At 39.6% G+C, this 18,645-nt stretch carries 22 protein-coding genes; 5 read left to right on the top strand and 17 right to left on the bottom strand.

Annotated elements, in window-relative coordinates; all coding sequences use genetic code 11:
- Positions 1–11 precede the first annotated feature (11 nt).
- The 10 genes from ND811_RS14955 to pyrB all read right to left on the bottom strand — a co-directional run bounded on the left by ND811_RS14955 (position 12) and on the right by pyrB (position 8,194).
- Positions 12–200 carry a hypothetical protein gene (locus ND811_RS14955; RefSeq protein WP_265352702.1) on the bottom strand — a complete coding sequence of 63 codons (189 nt, stop codon included), beginning with the start codon at positions 198–200 and terminating at the stop codon, positions 12–14.
- Entirely contained in the window at positions 197–991 is a 795-nt protein-coding gene (locus ND811_RS14950) for a pentapeptide repeat-containing protein (RefSeq protein WP_265352703.1), read from the bottom strand. Before ND811_RS14950 ends, ND811_RS14955 begins: the two co-directional genes overlap by 4 nt.
- Before the next feature lie 47 nt (positions 992–1,038).
- Complete coding sequence (gene rpmE, locus ND811_RS14945) at positions 1,039–1,239, bottom strand: 50S ribosomal protein L31 (protein WP_100791481.1); 201 nt, start codon at positions 1,237–1,239, stop codon at positions 1,039–1,041.
- A gap of 10 nt (positions 1,240–1,249) precedes the next feature.
- The gene (gene rho / locus ND811_RS14940) at positions 1,250–2,653 is read right to left on the bottom strand and encodes a transcription termination factor Rho (RefSeq protein WP_100726389.1); all 1,404 of its coding nucleotides are present in this window, start codon (positions 2,651–2,653) and stop codon (positions 1,250–1,252) included.
- 142 nt (positions 2,654–2,795) lie between these two features.
- Entirely contained in the window at positions 2,796–3,959 is a 1,164-nt protein-coding gene (locus ND811_RS14935; protein ID WP_265352704.1) for a helix-turn-helix domain-containing protein, read from the bottom strand.
- Positions 3,960–4,005: 46 nt separating this feature from the next.
- Positions 4,006–4,644 carry a hypothetical protein gene (locus ND811_RS14930; RefSeq protein ID WP_265352705.1) on the bottom strand — a complete coding sequence of 213 codons (639 nt, stop codon included), beginning with the start codon at positions 4,642–4,644 and terminating at the stop codon, positions 4,006–4,008.
- Between the two features lies 1 nt (position 4,645).
- Positions 4,646–5,638 (bottom strand): adhesin OmpL37 family surface protein, encoded by a 993-nt coding sequence (locus ND811_RS14925; RefSeq protein WP_265352706.1) that lies wholly within the window; start codon positions 5,636–5,638, stop codon positions 4,646–4,648.
- A 52-nt stretch (positions 5,639–5,690) separates the two neighbouring features.
- Positions 5,691–6,917, bottom strand: coding sequence for an LL-diaminopimelate aminotransferase (locus tag ND811_RS14920; protein ID WP_265352707.1), 1,227 nt, complete (start codon positions 6,915–6,917; stop codon positions 5,691–5,693).
- On the bottom strand, positions 6,901–7,269 hold the full coding sequence (locus ND811_RS14915) for a DUF2203 domain-containing protein (protein WP_265352708.1): 369 nt from the start codon (positions 7,267–7,269) through the stop codon (positions 6,901–6,903). Before ND811_RS14915 ends, ND811_RS14920 begins: the two co-directional genes overlap by 17 nt.
- Positions 7,262–8,194, bottom strand: a complete 933-nt coding sequence (gene pyrB / locus ND811_RS14910; protein ID WP_265352709.1) for an aspartate carbamoyltransferase — start codon at positions 8,192–8,194, stop codon at positions 7,262–7,264. The genes ND811_RS14915 and pyrB overlap by 8 nt, the downstream gene beginning before the upstream one ends.
- A 66-nt stretch (positions 8,195–8,260) precedes the next feature.
- Between pyrB and ND811_RS14905 the strand changes: the two genes are divergently transcribed.
- A complete protein-coding gene (locus ND811_RS14905; RefSeq protein WP_265352710.1) occupies positions 8,261–8,674 on the top strand; it encodes an acyl-CoA thioesterase in 414 nt (137 codons plus the stop codon).
- Here the strand turns inward: ND811_RS14905 and ND811_RS14900 are convergent.
- From ND811_RS14900 to ND811_RS14880, 5 genes are all read right to left on the bottom strand, one after another.
- Positions 8,658–9,254 (bottom strand): UbiX family flavin prenyltransferase, encoded by a 597-nt coding sequence (locus ND811_RS14900; RefSeq protein ID WP_265352711.1) that lies wholly within the window; start codon positions 9,252–9,254, stop codon positions 8,658–8,660. The two genes, ND811_RS14905 and ND811_RS14900, sit on opposite strands and share 17 nt — an antisense overlap.
- Positions 9,254–10,162 (bottom strand): UbiA-like polyprenyltransferase, encoded by a 909-nt coding sequence (locus tag ND811_RS14895; protein WP_265352712.1) that lies wholly within the window; start codon positions 10,160–10,162, stop codon positions 9,254–9,256. Before ND811_RS14895 ends, ND811_RS14900 begins: the two co-directional genes overlap by 1 nt.
- Before the next feature lie 802 nt (positions 10,163–10,964).
- A complete protein-coding gene (locus ND811_RS14890) occupies positions 10,965–11,606 on the bottom strand; it encodes an endonuclease III domain-containing protein (RefSeq protein WP_265352713.1) in 642 nt (213 codons plus the stop codon).
- A gap of 21 nt (positions 11,607–11,627) precedes the next feature.
- Positions 11,628–11,912 carry a 50S ribosomal protein L28 gene (rpmB, locus tag ND811_RS14885; protein ID WP_002973139.1) on the bottom strand — a complete coding sequence of 95 codons (285 nt, stop codon included), beginning with the start codon at positions 11,910–11,912 and terminating at the stop codon, positions 11,628–11,630.
- An 18-nt stretch (positions 11,913–11,930) separates the two neighbouring features.
- Positions 11,931–12,695 carry an LOG family protein gene (locus tag ND811_RS14880; RefSeq protein ID WP_265352714.1) on the bottom strand — a complete coding sequence of 255 codons (765 nt, stop codon included), beginning with the start codon at positions 12,693–12,695 and terminating at the stop codon, positions 11,931–11,933.
- A 34-nt stretch (positions 12,696–12,729) separates the two neighbouring features.
- On the opposite strand from ND811_RS14880, the gene ND811_RS14875 reads away from it, so the two are divergent.
- A complete protein-coding gene (locus ND811_RS14875; protein ID WP_265352715.1) occupies positions 12,730–13,578 on the top strand; it encodes a hypothetical protein in 849 nt (282 codons plus the stop codon).
- Positions 13,579–13,795: 217 nt separating this feature from the next.
- Here the strand turns inward: ND811_RS14875 and ND811_RS14870 are convergent, their stop codons facing one another.
- Positions 13,796–14,692 (bottom strand): aldose 1-epimerase, encoded by an 897-nt coding sequence (locus ND811_RS14870; protein ID WP_265352716.1) that lies wholly within the window; start codon positions 14,690–14,692, stop codon positions 13,796–13,798.
- A 55-nt stretch (positions 14,693–14,747) separates the two neighbouring features.
- Between ND811_RS14870 and sppA the strand changes: the two genes are divergently transcribed.
- The 3 genes from sppA (at position 14,748) to ND811_RS14855 (ending at position 17,885) form a co-directional block, all read left to right on the top strand.
- Positions 14,748–15,746, top strand: coding sequence for a signal peptide peptidase SppA (gene sppA, locus ND811_RS14865; RefSeq protein ID WP_407658908.1), 999 nt, complete (start codon positions 14,748–14,750; stop codon positions 15,744–15,746).
- 20 nt (positions 15,747–15,766) lie between these two features.
- Positions 15,767–17,194 (top strand): MBOAT family O-acyltransferase, encoded by a 1,428-nt coding sequence (locus ND811_RS14860; RefSeq protein ID WP_265352718.1) that lies wholly within the window; start codon positions 15,767–15,769, stop codon positions 17,192–17,194.
- A 94-nt stretch (positions 17,195–17,288) separates the two neighbouring features.
- The gene (locus ND811_RS14855; protein ID WP_265352719.1) at positions 17,289–17,885 is read left to right on the top strand and encodes a hypothetical protein; all 597 of its coding nucleotides are present in this window, start codon (positions 17,289–17,291) and stop codon (positions 17,883–17,885) included.
- 56 nt (positions 17,886–17,941) lie between these two features.
- Here the strand turns inward: ND811_RS14855 and ND811_RS14850 are convergent, their stop codons facing one another.
- Complete coding sequence (locus ND811_RS14850) at positions 17,942–18,382, bottom strand: tetratricopeptide repeat protein (RefSeq protein WP_265352720.1); 441 nt, start codon at positions 18,380–18,382, stop codon at positions 17,942–17,944.
- Positions 18,383–18,645 lie beyond the last annotated feature (263 nt).

The raw sequence follows: 18,645 nt of genomic DNA, 5'->3' as shown, positions 1-18,645 counted from the left end.
GAAAATCGGATTTATGAAAGCGGGGACAAATCGGTCAGATTCATTTCTAAATCGTGAGGATATCCTTCTTTGTCGTTATAAACTACGATCACTTTGTCGGATTGGACTTCTTTGATTTCAACTGTAGAACCAGTAAAAATAAAAATCCCTTGGTGCAGGAATGTTTGTTTGGTGAGTTTTGCCTTATCGCCTGGCTTCATTCCCCATCCTCTGTTTTCAGATACAAATCTTTCCCTGCTTTTTTCATTACATCGAAGATGAACATTTGGCTGTGATCCACTCGGGTTCCAATGTCGTAAATGGCATCCGTAAAATCAGCACCCTCAATTTTTGCTGAAGCAAGTTTTGCAAAACGCAAATCAGCTCCGCGAAAATTAGCATTCCTTAAATCAGCTCCATTAAAAAAAGAAGCTTTAAGATTGGCGCCCTGAAAGTTGGCTCCCACAAAACTAGAATTTTGAAGGAAAGCATTGTGTAGGTCGGCACCTGAAAAATCGACACCGTCCAATTTTTCTTTCTCCAACATAACACTGGATAACTTAGCTTCCCTCAAATGTCCTTGTTTATGAAGAAGTTCCATAGTTTGTGCTTTTGTGATTCGGTTTTCTTTGGGAACACCTTGCCCAGACTCATAGTCTTCCACTGCTTTTTTGAGAGCAGCTACTGCAGACTCAGGATAATTTTTCCTTCGTTCGGGAAATTCAAAAAGCGTTTCTAATGTTTCAGGAGTAAGATTTTTAAGTTCGGTTAAAGATTTGCCTTTTGCATACTCAGTTGCCATCGCAAGAGCAACAATTCCAAACCCGCAACCTGTTGTGGTGTAACTTGCGTCTTCCACAATTTGATTGTCGTTTAACTTTAAATAAATGCGGTATCCGTCCCCGCAACCCGTGTTACGGTAATAGGAGACGACAGTGGCGTCTTCCATCTCACGGTAATTCATTCTTTGGTCGTTGATTTCTTTGTAGCGAGCAAAGTCCATTACTGCCATGAGTTGTTCCCCCGTTATTAGTTAGACGGATCTGAGGCCAAAGCCTCTTACTTCATTTTGTATTTTTTCTTGAACTTGTCTACGCGACCGGTTGTATCCACTAATTTGGATTTACCAGTAAAGAATGGATGACAGTTGGAACAAATTTCCACACTGATATCCCCTGCAGTGGATCTTGTATCGATCACTGTACCACAAGCGCATTTAATTTTTGCAGAAACGTATTTTGGATGTATGTCAGTTTTCATGGTGGCCCTTTTAGTTCGTATTCATGCTGGCGAGGAATTGGTCGTTTGTCTTCGCGCCACGCATTTTTTCAATCAATAGTTCCATACTTTCGGTGATACTCATAGGAGAAAGTACTTTTCGAAGGATAAAGACTCGAGTGAGGGTATCCTGCGGCAGGAGAAGCTCTTCCTTCCTGGTTCCAGATCGGTTGATGTCGATGGCTGGGAAAATTCGTTTGTCTGCGAGTTTTCGATCCAAATGGATTTCCATATTTCCCGTTCCCTTAAATTCCTCAAAAATCACCTCGTCCATTCGGGAACCCGTGTCAATAAGGGCGGTTGCGATGATGGTAAGTGACCCACCTTCTTCGATATTCCTTGCCGCTCCAAAGAAACGTTTTGGTTTGTGGAGGGCATTGGAGTCCACACCACCAGAAAGAATCTTTCCTGATGTAGGAACCACCTGGTTGTATGCCCGGGCAAGTCTTGTGATCGAGTCGAGTAGAATGACCACATCCTTTCCATGTTCCACAAGTCGTTTTGCTTTTTCGATGACCATCTCAGCCACTTGCACGTGGCGTTGAGCTGGTTCATCAAATGTGGAACTCACCACCTCACCTTTTACATGGCGAGCCATATCCGTTACTTCCTCTGGACGTTCATCAATCAGAAGGACGATTAGAAAAATTTCTGGGTGGTTACGAGTGATGGCATTAGCAATGGATTGCATAAGAACCGTTTTACCAGTTCTAGGAGGGGCAACAATGAGTGCCCTTTGTCCTTTTCCAATCGGACACATAAGGTCAATCACGCGAGTATCCAAATGACTTGGATCAAACTCCATATTGATTCTTTCATTAGGGTAAAGAGGTGTTAGGTTATCGAATAAATTTCTTTTTTGGGCAACTTCCACAGGAAATCCGTTAATGGATTCCACACGTAACATCGCAAAAAATCTTTCTGCTTCCTTCGGTGGTCTGATAAGACCTGTGACAGTATCACCAGTGCGAAGACCAAATAATTTGATTTGGGAAGGGGAAACATAAATATCATCTGGACCTGGCACATAATTGTAGTCAGGTGACCGAAGGAAACCATATCCATCGGGAAGTCTTTCCATAACTCCTGCAGCATGCACTTGTCCGTCTTTTTCGGTTTGTGCTTGGAGAAGAGCAAACATCAAATTTTGTTTTTTCAAACCATGAGTGTTTTCTACTCCTAAACCTTTTGCAAGGTCAGCCAGTTCGTTGATGTTTTTTTTCTTGAGTTCGACTAAATCAAGTGGAGGAGGAATCGGGCCTTCGTAACGACTCTTTTTTTTCTTAAATTGTTTCGGTGGTTCGGATGCATCGTCTTGGTCCATGATGCCGTTGGTATATTCTGTTGGTTCTTCAGGAGGGTTAACTTGGATTTCTTCTTGTTTGCGTGATGCCATAGATTGTTCTACATTGATTTGTTAGAGTATTTGATTAAAATCGGGAAACCATTTGTGCAAGTTATGTATGCAAGGGAAACAGCGAAGTGCGGAGGTGTTTTCTCAAACGGTAATGAAAAAATTGTTTTTCCAAGTGTTTTCGTCAACGTCTTTTTTTTGCCTTTTTTCTCGCTTGTACCGGTTTTGGGCTCTGTTTTTTACCTTTAATCGCTTGTTTTGCAGATTTCACAGGTTTTTGAATGGTTTTGGCCTTTTTAGAAGGAGGCGTCTCTCGTTTTTCCGTATTTTTTTTGGGTTTTTCAGCTGGTTTTTCAGAGCGTTTTCGAGGAATTACCGTTTTTACTTTGGCTTCATTTTGAAAACGTTCCGCGAGTTTTAAAAAACGGATTCTATTTTGTAAAGTAGTTCTCGGAACACCAAGCTCTGTCGCCGTGTGCGATATATTATTGGAATTTCTTTTTAGCGACTTATGTATATAATGCGCTTCCATTTCTTCCAAAACTGTTTCGAGAGGAAGTTTGGATACAAATGCCTCATCCATATTCGGGAATTCAGAATTTCCAGCTCCAGAAGGATTAGCAAAACTAGATGGCGAAAAATGGTATAAAAAACCAACGACCTTTTTCTCTTTTTTTAAAGTGATGATACGTAGGTTTGCACGAAGGTCTGTGATGTTTGTATGTAATACACTTGTGTCTGCATCCTTACCCAAAGTCAAATCATGATCTTTTAGATAAGTGGCTAGAACTTCCCTATTAAGATTGTGAAGGTATTTTTCAGCCAATTGCAATGAATCACGAAACAAAGATTTGGTGAGAATATCATTTTCAAACGTTTCATTATAAAAAACAGTAGAGCCACCAACATCAGTCGCAAGAAGTCCATCGGGGAAATGGGACAAAATCAATTCCATAAACCACTGCACAGAATCGGCGTTTTCTTTTTTCTTTTCGAGTTTGGATTCAATTTCTTCGAGTTTTGGGTCTCGGTTGTTTACGGAGTCTAATTTTGAAAAGGCGGCAAGGAACCTTGGTTTGTCCCAATTGTCTTTTTTTTCGCCATCAAGGCCGATGACAGGAATCAACGTAGATTCTTTGAAATATAAAATCAGATTTTCATGAAGTTCGGTTTCTAATATCTCTAAAGGGATTTCGTCTAGTTCTTCTCGTTCTCTTCCTAAATCGGACAATTCTCGATGGACACGATCTTTGGAAAGTAGACCAAGTAATTCACCCTCATCCGATATCACGGGTAGATGGGTCGCCTTGGTCAGCAAAAAATGACGATAAAGTGATTCGAACTTCACTAAGCAGTCATTCTTTCGGATTTGGTATCAGTGAAAATCGAAATTTTTAGTTTTCTTGAATCGTGTTTTGCTTTTGTTTATGGAGGCCCATCCATATGGGTTGGACCCAAACAGTATCTGCGGTTTGGTATTCTTCGGGGATTTCTGCTTTTTGCGATCGTAAAGACATAAGACTGTAAACTAGCGAACGTTTGTATGTATGGAGTGAAAGTTGGTAATTACCTGACAAAAAGTATTCTTTTGCGTGGTCTTTTTCGCTTTTTGCCATCATTAAATACCTTTGAATTTTTTCTTTGGTATCCCATTCGATTGATTTGGCACCGCTTTTGTCTTCTCCTTCGAGAAGAATCCAATCGCCCATAGCTTTTTGGTAAAGTCCATTTGCCGATTCTTCCATAGGGAAACAAAGTTTGCGTTGTGTGATGATGAGTTCCCCTTCAGCAAGAGTAAGGGTTTTTTCCATCTCTATGCGGTTGCCTGCGCGGTAAGTTTCCTCTACTTGGGAACGAATGGTTTCAATGGAAGTTTTTCCCGTTTCTGGTTCCAACTTCAATTGTTCTTTGATATCAAGAACCAGTGCTATTTTTCCATCTAATTGTTTTTTACGTTCTCTATAGGACATTGTGGTTTTTGCCACAATACCCAAAGTAAAACTTAAGATGATAACACTGGAAATCCACTTCATATTATTTTTTCTTTTCTTCTGGGTAGATGGCTTTTCCGTTTTCATCAAACTTTGGAGTCGGAGGAACTGACTCTCGTCTTGCACCTTCCGTCTCTTTGATTTGTGCATTGGCTTCCATAAGGAGATCCAACTTTTTAGAGGTGATAAAACCATAGTTATCATCATGTTGTTCCAATAAATCCAAAGGTTTCGCATCTGGATTTCCTGGAGGAACAACAGTTCGTTCCATACGTTTGTTTTCCACAAAATTGATGATGGTATCTCTCACCTTTTCGTAGTTACGTTGTTTTTCTTCATTACGAGCCTCTTTTAGATCTTCATTCGATCTATATTGGTACTCAGGTTTATCCTCATCAGGAGTTTTGCTATAGATCATCGCAAGAATAGCAAAACGTTTCGCACGGCGTAAAGTAAGGATCCCCTCTTTATAAAGGGTGAGTTTGTATCGGTATTGGTGTGGGCTGGAATTGAGACCAGTAGTGTAAAGGTCCTCCGAAGAACGAAGGTCACGAAAACCAAGACGTAACAATGCTTTGGCGTTATTGTCATTGGAACGAATGATGGTAGGAGCTGCCGCTTCAAGAAGTGCTCTTGCATCTTCGATATACTTTTGAAGAACGATTTCAAAAATATTTTTTAGTTCCCCTTGGGCTTGGCGGAGTTGGCGAAATCCATATACGTAGTTACTTTGCAAGTACCACATGTTCCCGCTAAAATCAGATTGGTTGGCTGCCTTCAGAAGTTTGAAATAATCAAAGTCCAAATTCTTTTTGGAAGGATCCGCTTGGGGAGTTTCAGCTCCTGGTTGTGCCGGACTTTGTGTCTCCTCTTGCGAAGGAGCCAAATTGCTGAGAGCAACGTTGATAAAATTTAAGTTTTCTTTGTTTTCAAAGATTAAAATCCCCAGATTGGTCTGTTCTGGAGATACTGCACTGATATGTGAGATATGACCCACAACCATTGCAAAAAAGAGGATGAATTTCCATTTTCCCATAGCTCTACCTTGTTTTATATATCGGAGCTACGGGAAAAACCAGGACTAAATTTTACATTTTTTGGATTCGTTCGATCGCAGAAATCACATCTTCCCGCTTTCCGAAGGCAGAAAGTCGAAAATACCCTTCTCCCGCCGGACCAAATCCCGAACCTGGGGTTCCCACCACTTGGGCCTTTCCCAGTAGTTCGTCAAAAAATTCCCAAGATTTTAGTCCGCGAGGGGTTTTTAGCCAAATGTAAGGAGCATTGGTACCACCGAATACGGTATATCCTGCTTTCGCCAAACCTTCTCGAATGAGCTTTGCGTTTTGCATATAGTAGGAAATTTGTTCTTTGATCTCTACTTGGCCCTGTGCGGAAAACACTGCCTCCGCCCCTTTTTGTGTCACATAAGACACTCCATTAAACTTGGTTGTGTGGCGACGGTTCCAAAGGGAATTGAAACTGATTTCTTCACCCGATTTAGTTTTTCCTTTTAGGTCTTTTGGAATCACAAGGTAGGCACAACGTGTTCCCGTAAAACCGGCCGTTTTGGAAAACGAACGAAATTCCATAGCAACTTCTTTGGCACCAGAAATTTCATAAATGGATTTCGGAATTTCTGGATCTTGGATGAAGGATTCGTAAGCCGAATCATAAAGAATGATACTTCCTATCTTTTTGGCAAAGTTTACCCATTCCGAGAGACGCGCCTTAGTTGCCACCATTCCGGTAGGGTTATTTGGATAACAAAGGTAAATGATGTCTGGTTTTTCTTTTGGGAAGTCTGGCTCAAAATTGTTTTCTTCAGTGGCAGGCATATAAATGATATTCGCATATCTACCATCTGCACCCACTTCTCCCGTCCGACCTGCCATCACGTTTGTATCCACATAAACCGGATACACAGGATCCACCACGGCGATTTTACTATCTAAAGAAAAGATTTCTTGGATGTTACCGCAGTCACATTTGGATCCGTCAGAAACAAAAACTTCATCTTCTGCAATTTGAACTCCACGAGCGGTATAGTCATGAGAGATGATTTTTTGGATGAGAAAGGAATATCCTTGTTCGGGACCATATCCATGAAAGCCCGCAGAACTTCCCATTTCCTTGGCTGCTTCCACCATCGCATTCACAATCGTAGGAGCCAAAGGAAGCGTCACATCCCCAATCCCAAGGCGAATGATCTTTGCACTTTCGTTGGCTTCTGAATAAGCCTTTACCCTTCTTCCGATTTCAGGGAATAAATATCCTGCTTTCAATTTTAAATAGTTTTCATTTATCTGAGTCATCTTCTTCTTTATTTTCCTCTATGAGTTTTCTCGATCTAAATCCTTCATGATAACCATGTTCATATAACACATCTTCTTCGCCCCAGGTCCAACAATAGAACCCACTGCCATGATCAAAGTCGACTAACCACAAACCTTTGACATCAATATGCATTGCCAGAATTTCGTTTGTCCAATGTTTTACAATTTCACTAATTTCATCTTCTTTCGATTCTAAAACATTTTCTGGCAACATTTTGTTTCGAACATCATCAGCAAGAACACTGGCTCTTAAATAGTATTCTCTAGTAATGTCTCGCACGAGCGGTAGGACTTCTCTTGCTTCCGCTAAAGTCCAAATCTTTTTAGTCAAATTCCACTCCAAGACTGAGACAAAGTAATGCCATTCTAACTACCACACCATACTTCGCCTGACGAAAGTAAGCTGCATTTGGTAGATCATCTATGTCAGTAGAAAGTTCATTAACTCTAGGAAGTGGATGAAGAATGGTTGTGTCTTTTTTAGAAGCAAGAACCAATTCCTTGTTCACTTTGTAGATATCTTTTAATTTTTCATATTCCCTGTGGTCAGGGAAACGTTCTTCTTGGATCCTTGTCACGTAAGCAACATCTGCATCCCAAAATGCTTTGATGTCGGTGGTTTCTTCCCAAGTCATAGGAAAACCTTCTAAGTTCTTTTTGTATTTTTCGGGAAGTCTTAGTTCTTCTGGACTGATGAGATACAAGTGAACTGGGTAATGTCTGAGGAGATTGATGAGAGAGTGGATGGTACGACCGTATTTCAAATCCCCGATAAACGCAATGTTCAAACCATCAATCTTTCCTTTTTCAGATACAATGGTGTATAAATCGAGAAGAGCTTGGGTCGGGTGTTGGCCTGCCCCATCTCCTGCATTGATGACAGGAATATTCACAGCACCCGCTGCAATCCGAGAAGATCCCTCAACTGGATGACGGATGACTGCGATGTCCACATAAGCCTCAATCATCTTCATGGTATCGTAGAGAGTTTCACCCTTTGAAATAGAAGAAAATTGAAAGCCCACAGTCGAAATCAGTCTCCCTCCGAGCCTTTCCATCGCCGCTTCGAAGGAGAGCCGAGTCCGAGTACTTGCTTCAAAAAAAAGGGAAGCGAGAAGTTTTCCATTCAGAATTCCGAAGGCTTTCCCTGATTCCTGAAGTAGATTCATCTTTTGTGTTTTTTCAATGAGGAAGTTTAAGTCCTCTTTAGAGAATTGGAGGGTGTCTAAAATATTTTTGTGAGAATAGGAGTGCATAGGTCGGAAATCTTTTCTCTAGGGTTTTTGGTATCGAATAAATCGAAAACATATTTTTTGGTATTTATGGTCGATACGATTCAGAACAAACTCCAAGATATGGAACTGGTCACCCAACACCTGGTCCAACCAGACGATTTGAACTACCATAACAATCTTTTTGGGGGGAAAATGCTCTCCTGGATCGATGAAGGGATGGCAATGTATGTGATGAATAAAATTCGTTATACCAATATTGTCACGATGAGTATGGACAATGTGGTATTTCGCTCCCCCGCTCGGGCAGGAGACATCATACAAATCTATGGAAAAATCGTAAAATACGGAAAATCTTCCGTCACTTCCCGGACTTTAGCCATCACGAACAACCCACAAACAGGAAAAATGTCAGCTGTGATTGAGAGTGATATCACCTACGTTTGTTTAGGTGACAATGGGAAACCAACGGCTTACTTTCGGAACTTTACCCCATCCACTTAGGAAACAGTGTTTGGCCTATCCCAAGAAGATTCAGGATCCTCCCTGCAATAAAATCTCCTAAGTCATCTAATGTTTTTGGCATTTGATAAAATCCTGGAGATGCGGGTAGGATGATGGCACCAGCCTCATCTAGAGCCAGAAGATTTTTAAGGTGAATGCGGTTGTAGGGAGTTTCTCTCGGAACTACGATGAGCCTTCTTCGTTCTTTTAGTGAAACATCGGCTGCTCTTTCAATTAAGTTTTCAGTAAGACCCGCTGACATCGAAGCCACTGTTTTCATACTACAAGGAATCACTACCATCCCATCCCAAGTATTCGAACCACTAGCGATATCGGATCCAATATCAAAAAAATTACGAACATGAAACTTATGTTTGGTTTGTGGTTTCCATTTTGTTTCCACAAAAGAAAGAATTTCTTCGCAAGACGTAACCTTAGTATCATACTCTTCGGAAAAAATCCGTATTGCCGCAGGACTTGCTGTGATGTAAGTTTCCCCTTCTAATTCATAGAGCGCACGAAGAAACCGGGCCGCATAAATACTACCACTAGCTCCCGCAAGTCCAACAACTAGTTTCATTAAAAACTAATTCCAGAAGAAATCTTTAATAAAAATTCGTTCCACTTATCAAATAAAATGGCGAGGAATAAAACCACACTGATCCAAGAATTGATTTGGAAGAAAATGAGAGGCAAATCTTTTCCTTTGTATTGGAAGGAAATTTTGTGTTCATACAGAATTAAAATTCCAATCACAGAAAGAATAAAAAAATACATAAACCCTAAGCCAGCATTGATTCCAGCCAAAATAAAAAACACAAAAGACAAGGTATGCAATATGATTGCGATGATCCGAGATTTTTTTTCTCCTAGTTTGGCCGGGATACTATGAAGATTTTCTTTGGCATCAAAATCCATATCTTGAATAGCATATAACACATCAAATGCGGAAATATGAAATAACAAACCGAATGAAAACAAAATCGGTACAATATTGATTGTTTCAGTAATTGCAATCCAAGCCCCAAGTGGTGCCAGTGAAATGGCAAAACCTAAGACTAAATGACAAAAAAGAGTAAAACGTTTTGTCAGTGAATATAGAAATAAAACAAAAAGAGCTGGGAAGGAAAGAAGGAAGGCCAGTTTATTTACGAAAAAACTCGCAAATATAAAAATAAAAGAAGAAAGCCCAATGAAAAGAAGAGCTGAAAGTTTTGAGATTTTTCCTGAAGGAATTTCCCTGTTTTGGGTGCGAGGATTCTTCTCATCAATTTCGGAATCCACATAACGATTGAAACCCATTGCAGCACTGCGAGCGCTTACCATACAAACAAGAACAAGAGCTCCGATTCTAAGTAAATCTCCCGTATCCAAAGTGGATTCCAGATAGGCGAGGAGAAAACTGATCCCTGCAAAGGGTAAGGCAAAGAGTGTGTGAGAAAATTTGACCATTTTAGCGTAGAGGACTAGGTTTTTTAAGAAGTTCATGACATCCTTTCTGCCCTTAGTTTAGACAGATAAAAGGTTTTTTGGTTCATTCTGATTGGATTTCTTCCGTTCTTAGAACCAAGGTCTTAATTTATGAATATCCGTCTTTCTTTTCTTGATCGTTTCCCAGTATCTTCGATTACATTTGGAATTTTTCTTCTGGTGACTACAGTAAAGGCACACCCAAGTTTAGAAGATAGGCCACTTAGGATCTTTTTCCATTGTGGAAAGGAACTCTTCACAAAAATGGATGAAGAAGGTCGCGGAGGCCTTGGTTCCCTGCTTGGATTTGTAGAAAAAGAAAAAATGGATCTGGATTTAAAACGTGGGAAAGGGTACATGTTGTATCCTTTTAGTCCCAAAGACAAACCACTCGAATTTCCTTTTGACGGATTTACCCTCGGAAAACCAAAAGAAATGAATCACGGTCCCGTAAAACTTGGTTTAGGTTCTATCCAAGAACTCATTGAAGTCAAAAATATCGAAGACTACGATGGTTGGATTGTTTATGTTAGTGCTGACGATGAGACAAAAATTCCGCTCCTGCCTTGGCAAAACCACCCAGAACTTCCTCTTTTCCTTTTAGTGGAAGGAAAACCCCTCGCAAAATTTCGTTATTTGTCCAATGTACATCAAATCGAATGTCCAAAAGACTATGGAAGACTCGGCACGTTGAATTTATTTTTCCGGAAACGAAACTTAATTCGTTTGGATTATAAATTAGAATCCATAAATTTAACAGACAGAAATCGTTCTTGGAAACAAAGAAAAGAATCGGAAGCGGAAGAAGGATTGGAAAAACCTACTCCGAAAACGAAGGACATAGTGAAGAAAGCGGACAATCCGAACAAAATGTCCGGCGAGCCTGGCAGTATTTACGACCGAGAAATATTAGGTAAAGAGATAGGTTTCGGCAAATCTCCTTAGGAGTCATTTTCATCATCTCCCGTTCAATTTGTACGGGATCGGTTTTTTTTGTAAAACCCAACCGTTTGGTGAGTCGTTTTACATGGGTATCTACAACAAATCCTTCTACAACGCCATAAATTTCTGCAAGTACGACATTGGCCGTTTTTCTTCCGAACCCAGGAAGTTTGATGGCCTCCTCCATTGTCCTTGGAATTTCGCCACCAAATTCAGAAAGAATCATCCTGGCAAAACCTTGGATGCTTTTTGCTTTATTTTTATAAAACCCTGTGGAAAAAATTTTTTTTTCAATGGCTGAAAGCGGAGCTTTTGCGAAAGATTCAAGAGTAGGAAAACTGCGAAAGAGTTCCGGTGTGACTTGATTCACACGTTCATCCGTACACTGTGCACTTAAAATGACAGCAATGGCCAACTCATAAGGTTTTGAAAAATGTAGGGGAGTTTCTACGACACCGAACTCCGCCTCCAAGAGACGGTAGACATCGGTGACTTTAGGTGTTTTTTTGGATTGTTTCAATCCAGAAGCAAATTAGAAAAATTAAGCTGCTGGTTGCGCTTTGGGAGTAATTCCAACGTATTTTTTGGGAGTGATGGCAGAGATATCGCCGCCGTGGTCCTTAATCGCCACTTTCAAACCTTTTTTACGAAGAGTTCTCAAAGCACGTGTAGAAATCTTAACGCGAACCCAGCGGTTCTCGTCTTCCAAAAAGATTTTCTTTGTGATTACATTCACCTTCCAGATACGGCGGTTCTTTTTATGAGAATGGGATACGTTGTTCCCTGCCGTTGTTCCTTTTCCGGTTACTACACATGTTCTAGCCATAATTATTACCTTGTTTCGCTATGTTTTTGTACCCTCAGAATGGGTCAATTCGAAACGAATCTTTTCCTGAAAGAATCGGAGTGCTTCCACAGGACTGTCCGCAAACCCAAAAAGCTGTAAGTCTTCCTCGGCAATGAGTCTCATTTCTGCTAATTTTTTGAAATTGATAACTTCTGACCAAAACTTTGATCCGTATAAAAGGATGGGGATCCTACTTTTTTTTCCAGTTTGGACGAGAGTTAATGTTTCGAATAATTCATCGAAGGTTCCAAAGCCACCAGGAAAAGCTATCATCCCACGACAGGTTTTCATAAACCAAAGTTTTCGCATAAAAAAGTAATGAAACTCGAAGGTTAGCTCAGGATTTACATACGGATTGGGTTGTTGTTCGTGGGGAAGGACAATGTTAAGAGCCACGGATTTAGAACCTGCTTCTTTGGCACCACGATTTCCCGCCTCCATGATTCCAGGTCCCCCACCCGTACAGATATGCAAATTTCGATCGGGAATTTCCCGTTTTAAAACATCAGCCCATTCCGTAATCAGCCTGGAAAATTCGCGAGCTTCTTCATAATAATGACTAAATGCATCTAACGGGGAAGGTGGATTCTTTTTTTGTGATTCCGGCGAAGGGATTCTTGCAGATCCAAAAACAACTATAGTGTCTGTGATTCCATGTTCTTGGAATTCTGCTTTAGGGTGCAGATACTCGGAAAGGATCCGGATCGGGCCTGCTTCATTCCCCCATAAAAAACTTTGATTCTCAAAGGCTAAATCATTCATCTTGTTATCATAGATCGACCGAATGGTATAAAAAATGCGGAAATTCCCAAAAACACTGAATGCCTCTATTTCTTTAGAACATCTCCCTATGACAGAGAGAGATTTAAAACAGATTTGTTTCGATTGGGAAACTAGGGGGTTTTCTTTTTTGCGTCCGGCAGTGGTTTTGGATTGGAAAACAGAACCTCTGCCCTTGGGTCACTCTAGATTAGAATTAGAATCAATATTAAGCCTTGGGTTTTGGGAAAGTTTATATGATTGGTTTTTTCCAAAACATTTTTTCGAATACAAAAAAGACAACCTAACAAAAAAAATACGAAACGAACTTTTTTCTCAAAAAATAAAGACCAAACCAAACTCTATCTGGATCCAATGGAAACAAATTTGGAACTCACCCGTATCCTTAATATGGTTTCACTTAGGATACATTAAATTACGAATGGATCTGGATCTAGAACCAAATCTTTTCCCAAATGCTTCACCCCTTTCTTTTGAAGGAGATAAAAAACTCTACTTTCGAACAGGGTATCTAAAAACCATTCACTACCGCCTGACAAAAAAAGAATTTAAACCCCCTTACCCAAAGTTTGCAGAAGTGTATATTAAAACACGTGACAAACATTCGGACGAAAGTTTAGGAAAAGTTTTTTATACATTTCTCGGTTATTTACTCGAAAAAAGTACCGACGAATATCTGTTATCCTACTGGGGATTTGATTCTACTTTACCTGAATCCATAAGAACACAAATCCCATCGGAAATTTGGAATTTTACCATCTCACCTACTCCATCCTTATGGAAAGAGGATCATCTTTTTGAAAAAGAATTAGAATTTAGGACTGTCTACCCGGTTTCCACTTCTTCGCAAAATCATCCAAGATGATAAAACGTGAGTTTTTACCAATAACAACTTCATTGATTTTTTTATCTTGTAATGCTCGGTAAACAGAGGTTCGGCTAGTGTTTTTCTTTTCAGCGAAATATTTAATCTCTAACAGATTTTTACTGATTTGTTTGCATGTATTCACTAGTGCATCTGACATTTTTTATCTAACCTCTCTGGTGTTAGACAGTTTGTTCGATAAAGAGATTGTATTTTTTTAAAAATGATCCAAACGAATGGAGAATTCTATCTGTTTTTCCGTTTTAGGTGAAATGGTTTTAGGATTACCACCAGGGAAGTGTAAAAAATTCCCTGTTCCCGTCATAGGTTCTATTGCTATAGATCGTCGATCTTGTGGAGTATACACTTGATAAAATTCACCACCTTGAATGATGAGTTTTTCTTTTTTATTCATAGAAAAAAGCCCGATATAGGAATTGGTTCCCTCAATGGCAAAATAAAGATCATCTAAATTTTTTCCCGCAAGCGTTTCCTCTGCGTTCAGTAGGATATCTTCTTTCTGGATTTTTTCTGGTAAAAGATAATCGCCCAGTTTTACTTTATAAAAACCAGAACCAAATAAAAAAAGATCATCGATAGATTCATCTTCGTTCCAACGAAAATAAGGATGGATTCCCAATGCAAAAGGAAATTCGGAATCGGATTCGTTGGTTAATCGATAAATGACTTTTAACTCTGAGGGAAAAAGCCTGTAACATTCTTTTACATGGATTTTCGAAATCAATGTTCCTTTCCAAGAGGCGGGAATTTCTATTGCAAACTCGGCGTAGGATTCTTTTTCGCTTATCTCCTCTTTGACTAATTGTCTTGGAAGGTTGTGGAAAAGTCCATGTAAGGGAATTCCATTCCCATCTGTCAGCCAATGGGTACTCGGATAAAATGGTTCCCTAGCCCAGGGGTTTGGTTCCAACCGATTGACCCAAGGGAACATCAAAAAGGAACCGGAAGCAAAAAATGGGTCTGGGGCCTTATGACCAGAAACGACAGAAACAGATTTCCCATCCACTGGCGATTGGAGAGATAAACTGAGCCATTGGCCACCACCCGTCGGGTGGATTTCAAAACAAGACCGTTTTGTTTTCAATTGATACAAGATTTATCTCCCAAAAATGATTGAAGTCATAGTTTGCGATCTTAGAAAGGTTTGTATGCCTTTTAGAAAGTCTTTTCTTTTCGTTTGTGTCGTTCTGCTTTCGGTTCTTTTTGCCGAATCTTGTCTCATTGGGAACACTATGAACCTGTTACCGCAAAGTGGCAAGGCTGATTTCGAAGAGAAACTCATTGCCGGAAGGGATCAAGAAAAAATCGTCATCATCTCCATTGAAGGAATGATTTCTGATGAATCCAAAGATTCCTTTTTTGGTCCACCCACAGAATCGATGGTCGCTCGAGTCAAAGAATCCTTAAAATACGCGGAACGAGATCCTGACGTAAAAGGTGTGATTTTAAAAATCAACTCACCTGGCGGAACGGTCACTGCCAGTGACATTATCTACCAAGAAGTATTGAAATTTAAAAATAGAAAATCCATTCCCGTATTTGCAGGATTTATGGATACGGCAGCAAGTGGTGCCTACTACATTGCAATGGCAACCGATGCCATTGGAGCTCACCCAACAACTGTTACAGGTTCAGTGGGAGTCATCATGTCTGGGATCAATGTAAAAGAAGGTTTGGATAAAATTGGAGTGAAAGACCAATCTTTTACTTCTGGTCCAAACAAAGCACTTGGTTCTCCGACGACAGAAATGACTGCGGAACAAAGAAAAATCCTTCAATCCATCATAGATAGTTTATATGGTCGATTTTTTGACATTGTAAAAAAAGGAAGACCCAATGTTGGAGAAACGCGCCTGCGAGAAATTTGCGACGGAAGAATATTCACTGCTGAACAAGCCAAAAAAGAAGGGATGATTGATTTCATCGGATACTTTGATGATTTTGTTTACCAAATGATGCAACACCCAAAATTCCAAGGGAATCGTTCAGGCAATCCTCGTGTCATCACTTACCAAAGAGGAAAAGGCCGAGTAGATAACATCTACCAAGCTACAGAAGGAAACAAAAATCCTTTTTCATTAGGCATTGCTGATAGAATCTTAGGAATTGGAAACAACGCGAAATTCCTTTATCTTTGGGAACTATAATTTTCAAGGCCAACTAATCAATGTTATTTAACTCTATTCCTTATTTATTACTTTTTGCTTTCACGTATTTAATTTACTGGAATATTCCACAAAAAGGAAGAAAACCATTACTGGTTATCTCTTCCTTAATTTTCTACGCTTATTTCAGTTTTCCATTTTTGTTTCATTTTTTACTCGTTATTTTAGTCAATTATGGGTTTAGCGAATGGATCTTTCGCAAAAAAGACAAAGGTGAAAAATACAACCATCTGCTATTTAGCATAGTCGCTTTAAACCTAGTCAATTTAGGCTTTTTTAAATACTTTTACTTTATCACTGGTTCCTTATTTTCCTTAACTGGTTATCCATCTTTTAAAGAAATCGCAGGTTCTTGGAGTATATTTTTACCTCTCGCCATTAGTTTTTATACCTTTCAGATCATTGCGGTGCAAGTGGATATCCATCGGGGGATCATCGAAAAAAGAATGTCCGCTTTGGATTATTTTTTATTCATTTTGTTTTTCCCACAGTTGATTGCAGGTCCCATCATGCGGTCTCAGGATTTCCTTCCGCAGTTAGATCATCCCACAATTGATTCAGACCGAATGAAAAAAGGATTATTTCTGATCATCGGTGGTCTTTTCAAAAAGGTAATCATTGCAGAAAATATAGCACCAATCATTTCTCCTATTTATATGGATCCGGCTAAATTTGATAGTTTCTCTATCTTTTTTAGTGTGCTTGCTTTCGCCGTACAAGTGTATTGTGACTTTTCTGGATACACCGATATGGCCCGGGGTTCTGCCAACTTATTAGGATACGAAATTCCCGAAAACTTCCAAGGACCATTTTTTTCCCAATCCTTCCGCGAACTTTGGTCTAGATGGCATATCACATTGTCTTCTTGGTTAAGAGATTATATTTATATCCCACTGGGTGGAAGTAAAGGTACCATTTTTCGCTCCAACGTAAACTCTTTCATCACGATGTGCCTTGGTGGACTTTGGCATGGTGCCAATTGGGCCTTTGTTTTTTGGGGAGCCTATTTAGGGGCGCTCATTTGGATTGAAAGGTCCTTGTACCTGGGCAGAGGGAAAAAGAAATTTTTACCCGATTCCATTCCTTTTGTAGGAATCATACGTACGGTAGTGATCTTTATCACCTTTTCCTTTTCCGGTGTTTTTTTCCGAGCTGCGGCAAGAGGTGAAGAATCGATGAATGTAGCCTTTGAAATTTTTAAAGGTGTTTTGACATTTCGAAATACCGGAGAAACCTTAAGTCGCGTCGATGAACTTCCTACTTTCATTGCCTTGGGACTCATGTTTAACTGGTTCCAACATTCCAACTTTGTGTATGAAAAATTAAAACCTTACCAAAATATCCTGCTTCCTTTTCTATCAGTAGTCATCTTGTTATTACTGGGAATTTTTGGAGACGGTGGACAAGATTTTATCTACTTCCAATTCTAAATCCTCCCTTCGAAAAAGGAGACCAAACTACCGTAAGACGGAAAGTTTCATATGTATTCTTTCCGTTTTTTTACTCCTCCTCCATATACAATGTATGCCGAAGATGGAATGGATCAGGTCTATTCCCCCTGACTACCCAAGAGACCAGAAAATCAAATGGGGAAACTACATTCGACCAACTGAAAAAAAATCTGCATTTGGTTCCAAACAGTTCCAGTTGTATTGGAGAGAAGAGATTGAATTACAACCCGACTCTTTCTTTATCAAAACTTGGATCGAGTGGAAAGTCTATGAAGACCATTCCGAATTCCATAAAAAAGTGGGGATAGGAAACTTTGAAAAGTCGGGAGATTGGGTTTTACTAAAAACAAATTCCATCACGGAATCAAAATGTAGTTCCACGGAAAAAAAGAAACCCACTAGTCAAAGAAAAGATTGGTCTTTCGCTTTTCCTTGTTCTACCAAAGTTTCCGACAATAAACATTCTACAGACCATCGGTTGTTGTATTATTATGATGGGAAATCTCTTTACCCACTACAATATGAATCGGGATACAAAGAAGCTAACTTTGGAATTGCTTGGGAATCAGATCTTCCCTATACCAAATCAAGTTTGTTCGAAATCGCTAGATTAAAATATGGAAAAAAAGAATTCCAACCCCACGTGTACAACCACGTGAAGTTGGATTGATTCGAAGAAGAATCAAAAAAGGGTAACCATCTCTAGAAAGAATCATTACATAGGTTTTATTTAAAAGCTACAACCGCACAAGCACGAGCGTATTCTTTTTGTTCTATGTTTGCTTTATGTTCAAATTTAGAAATCCCGTGGTGACGAAACCCTTCGCTTGCTTTTTTTGCAAAACTGGAAGCCTCACAGAAATTCCCTGCTTTAGAATGTGCAAGACTGGCAAGGTATTGGATCGAAGCAAAACTTTTGTGTTCACTCATTCCAATCGCTTCTCTAATTTTAATCGCACGAGTATAATGGCCAGAAGCTAAATCATACTCTCCCATTCCTTCTTCTTCACTAGCAAGTTTTACTAGTTCGTTAGAAATAACAGTGAGAGTTTCTTTGTCGTATTGGTTGATGAGGGAATCTAAGTCTTCGTTCATAAAAGAAGACTCTCCAGCTGAAATTGAAGCCGTAAGTGCCAAAACTAGAATGGTTAGAATTGTCTTTTTCATATTCCCTCCGAACCAATGTTCTCTTACATTAATGCAACTATCGTGCCAAGCTGGTGACGGTCTAAAAGGGCAAAGATTGGCAAGTGAGAGGCTTTGTTCGCAAAAAGGAAACAGAATTTTGCTTAAAAATTACGCAAAATGTCGATTTGGAAATAAATTGCCTAAAGATATTAGGATGGCCGTAAGAAAATTCGTAAAATCTCTGCAAACAAGGCAGAGAAGTATCAAAGCTTAGGAATTTGGGTGTTTTGCAAAAAGAAGAG

This window comes from Leptospira soteropolitanensis (genome assembly GCF_026151655.1).
Taxonomy (GTDB): domain Bacteria; phylum Spirochaetota; class Leptospiria; order Leptospirales; family Leptospiraceae; genus Leptospira_A; species Leptospira_A soteropolitanensis.
Note: the sequence above shows the minus strand (reverse complement) of the source record. Positions and strands in the feature narration are given on the sequence as shown.

What these genes read in the sequence shown, in the direction of transcription:
- rpmB (WP_002973139.1), bottom strand. Translation starts at nt 11,912, where the DNA reads ATGGCTAGAACATGTGTAGTAACCGGAAAAGGAACAACGGCAGGGAAC.
- ND811_RS14900 (WP_265352711.1), bottom strand. Translation starts at nt 9,254, where the DNA reads ATGAAACTAGTTGTTGGACTTGCGGGAGCTAGTGGTAGTATTTATGCG.
- ND811_RS14905 (WP_265352710.1), top strand. Translation starts at nt 8,261, where the DNA reads ATGGTCGATACGATTCAGAACAAACTCCAAGATATGGAACTGGTCACC.
- ND811_RS14855 (WP_265352719.1), top strand. Translation starts at nt 17,289, where the DNA reads ATGCCGAAGATGGAATGGATCAGGTCTATTCCCCCTGACTACCCAAGA.
- ND811_RS14880 (WP_265352714.1), bottom strand. Translation starts at nt 12,695, where the DNA reads ATGAATGATTTAGCCTTTGAGAATCAAAGTTTTTTATGGGGGAATGAA.
- rpmE (WP_100791481.1), bottom strand. Translation starts at nt 1,239, where the DNA reads ATGAAAACTGACATACATCCAAAATACGTTTCTGCAAAAATTAAATGC.
- rho (WP_100726389.1), bottom strand. Translation starts at nt 2,653, where the DNA reads ATGGCATCACGCAAACAAGAAGAAATCCAAGTTAACCCTCCTGAAGAA.
- ND811_RS14895 (WP_265352712.1), bottom strand. Translation starts at nt 10,162, where the DNA reads ATGAACTTCTTAAAAAACCTAGTCCTCTACGCTAAAATGGTCAAATTT.
- ND811_RS14955 (WP_265352702.1), bottom strand. Translation starts at nt 200, where the DNA reads ATGAAGCCAGGCGATAAGGCAAAACTCACCAAACAAACATTCCTGCAC.
- pyrB (WP_265352709.1), bottom strand. Translation starts at nt 8,194, where the DNA reads ATGCACTCCTATTCTCACAAAAATATTTTAGACACCCTCCAATTCTCT.
- ND811_RS14875 (WP_265352715.1), top strand. Translation starts at nt 12,730, where the DNA reads ATGCGGAAATTCCCAAAAACACTGAATGCCTCTATTTCTTTAGAACAT.
- ND811_RS14950 (WP_265352703.1), bottom strand. Translation starts at nt 991, where the DNA reads ATGGCAGTAATGGACTTTGCTCGCTACAAAGAAATCAACGACCAAAGA.
- ND811_RS14925 (WP_265352706.1), bottom strand. Translation starts at nt 5,638, where the DNA reads ATGGGAAAATGGAAATTCATCCTCTTTTTTGCAATGGTTGTGGGTCAT.
- sppA (WP_407658908.1), top strand. Translation starts at nt 14,748, where the DNA reads ATGCCTTTTAGAAAGTCTTTTCTTTTCGTTTGTGTCGTTCTGCTTTCG.
- ND811_RS14920 (WP_265352707.1), bottom strand. Translation starts at nt 6,917, where the DNA reads ATGACTCAGATAAATGAAAACTATTTAAAATTGAAAGCAGGATATTTA.
- ND811_RS14860 (WP_265352718.1), top strand. Translation starts at nt 15,767, where the DNA reads ATGTTATTTAACTCTATTCCTTATTTATTACTTTTTGCTTTCACGTAT.
- ND811_RS14850 (WP_265352720.1), bottom strand. Translation starts at nt 18,382, where the DNA reads ATGAAAAAGACAATTCTAACCATTCTAGTTTTGGCACTTACGGCTTCA.
- ND811_RS14930 (WP_265352705.1), bottom strand. Translation starts at nt 4,644, where the DNA reads ATGAAGTGGATTTCCAGTGTTATCATCTTAAGTTTTACTTTGGGTATT.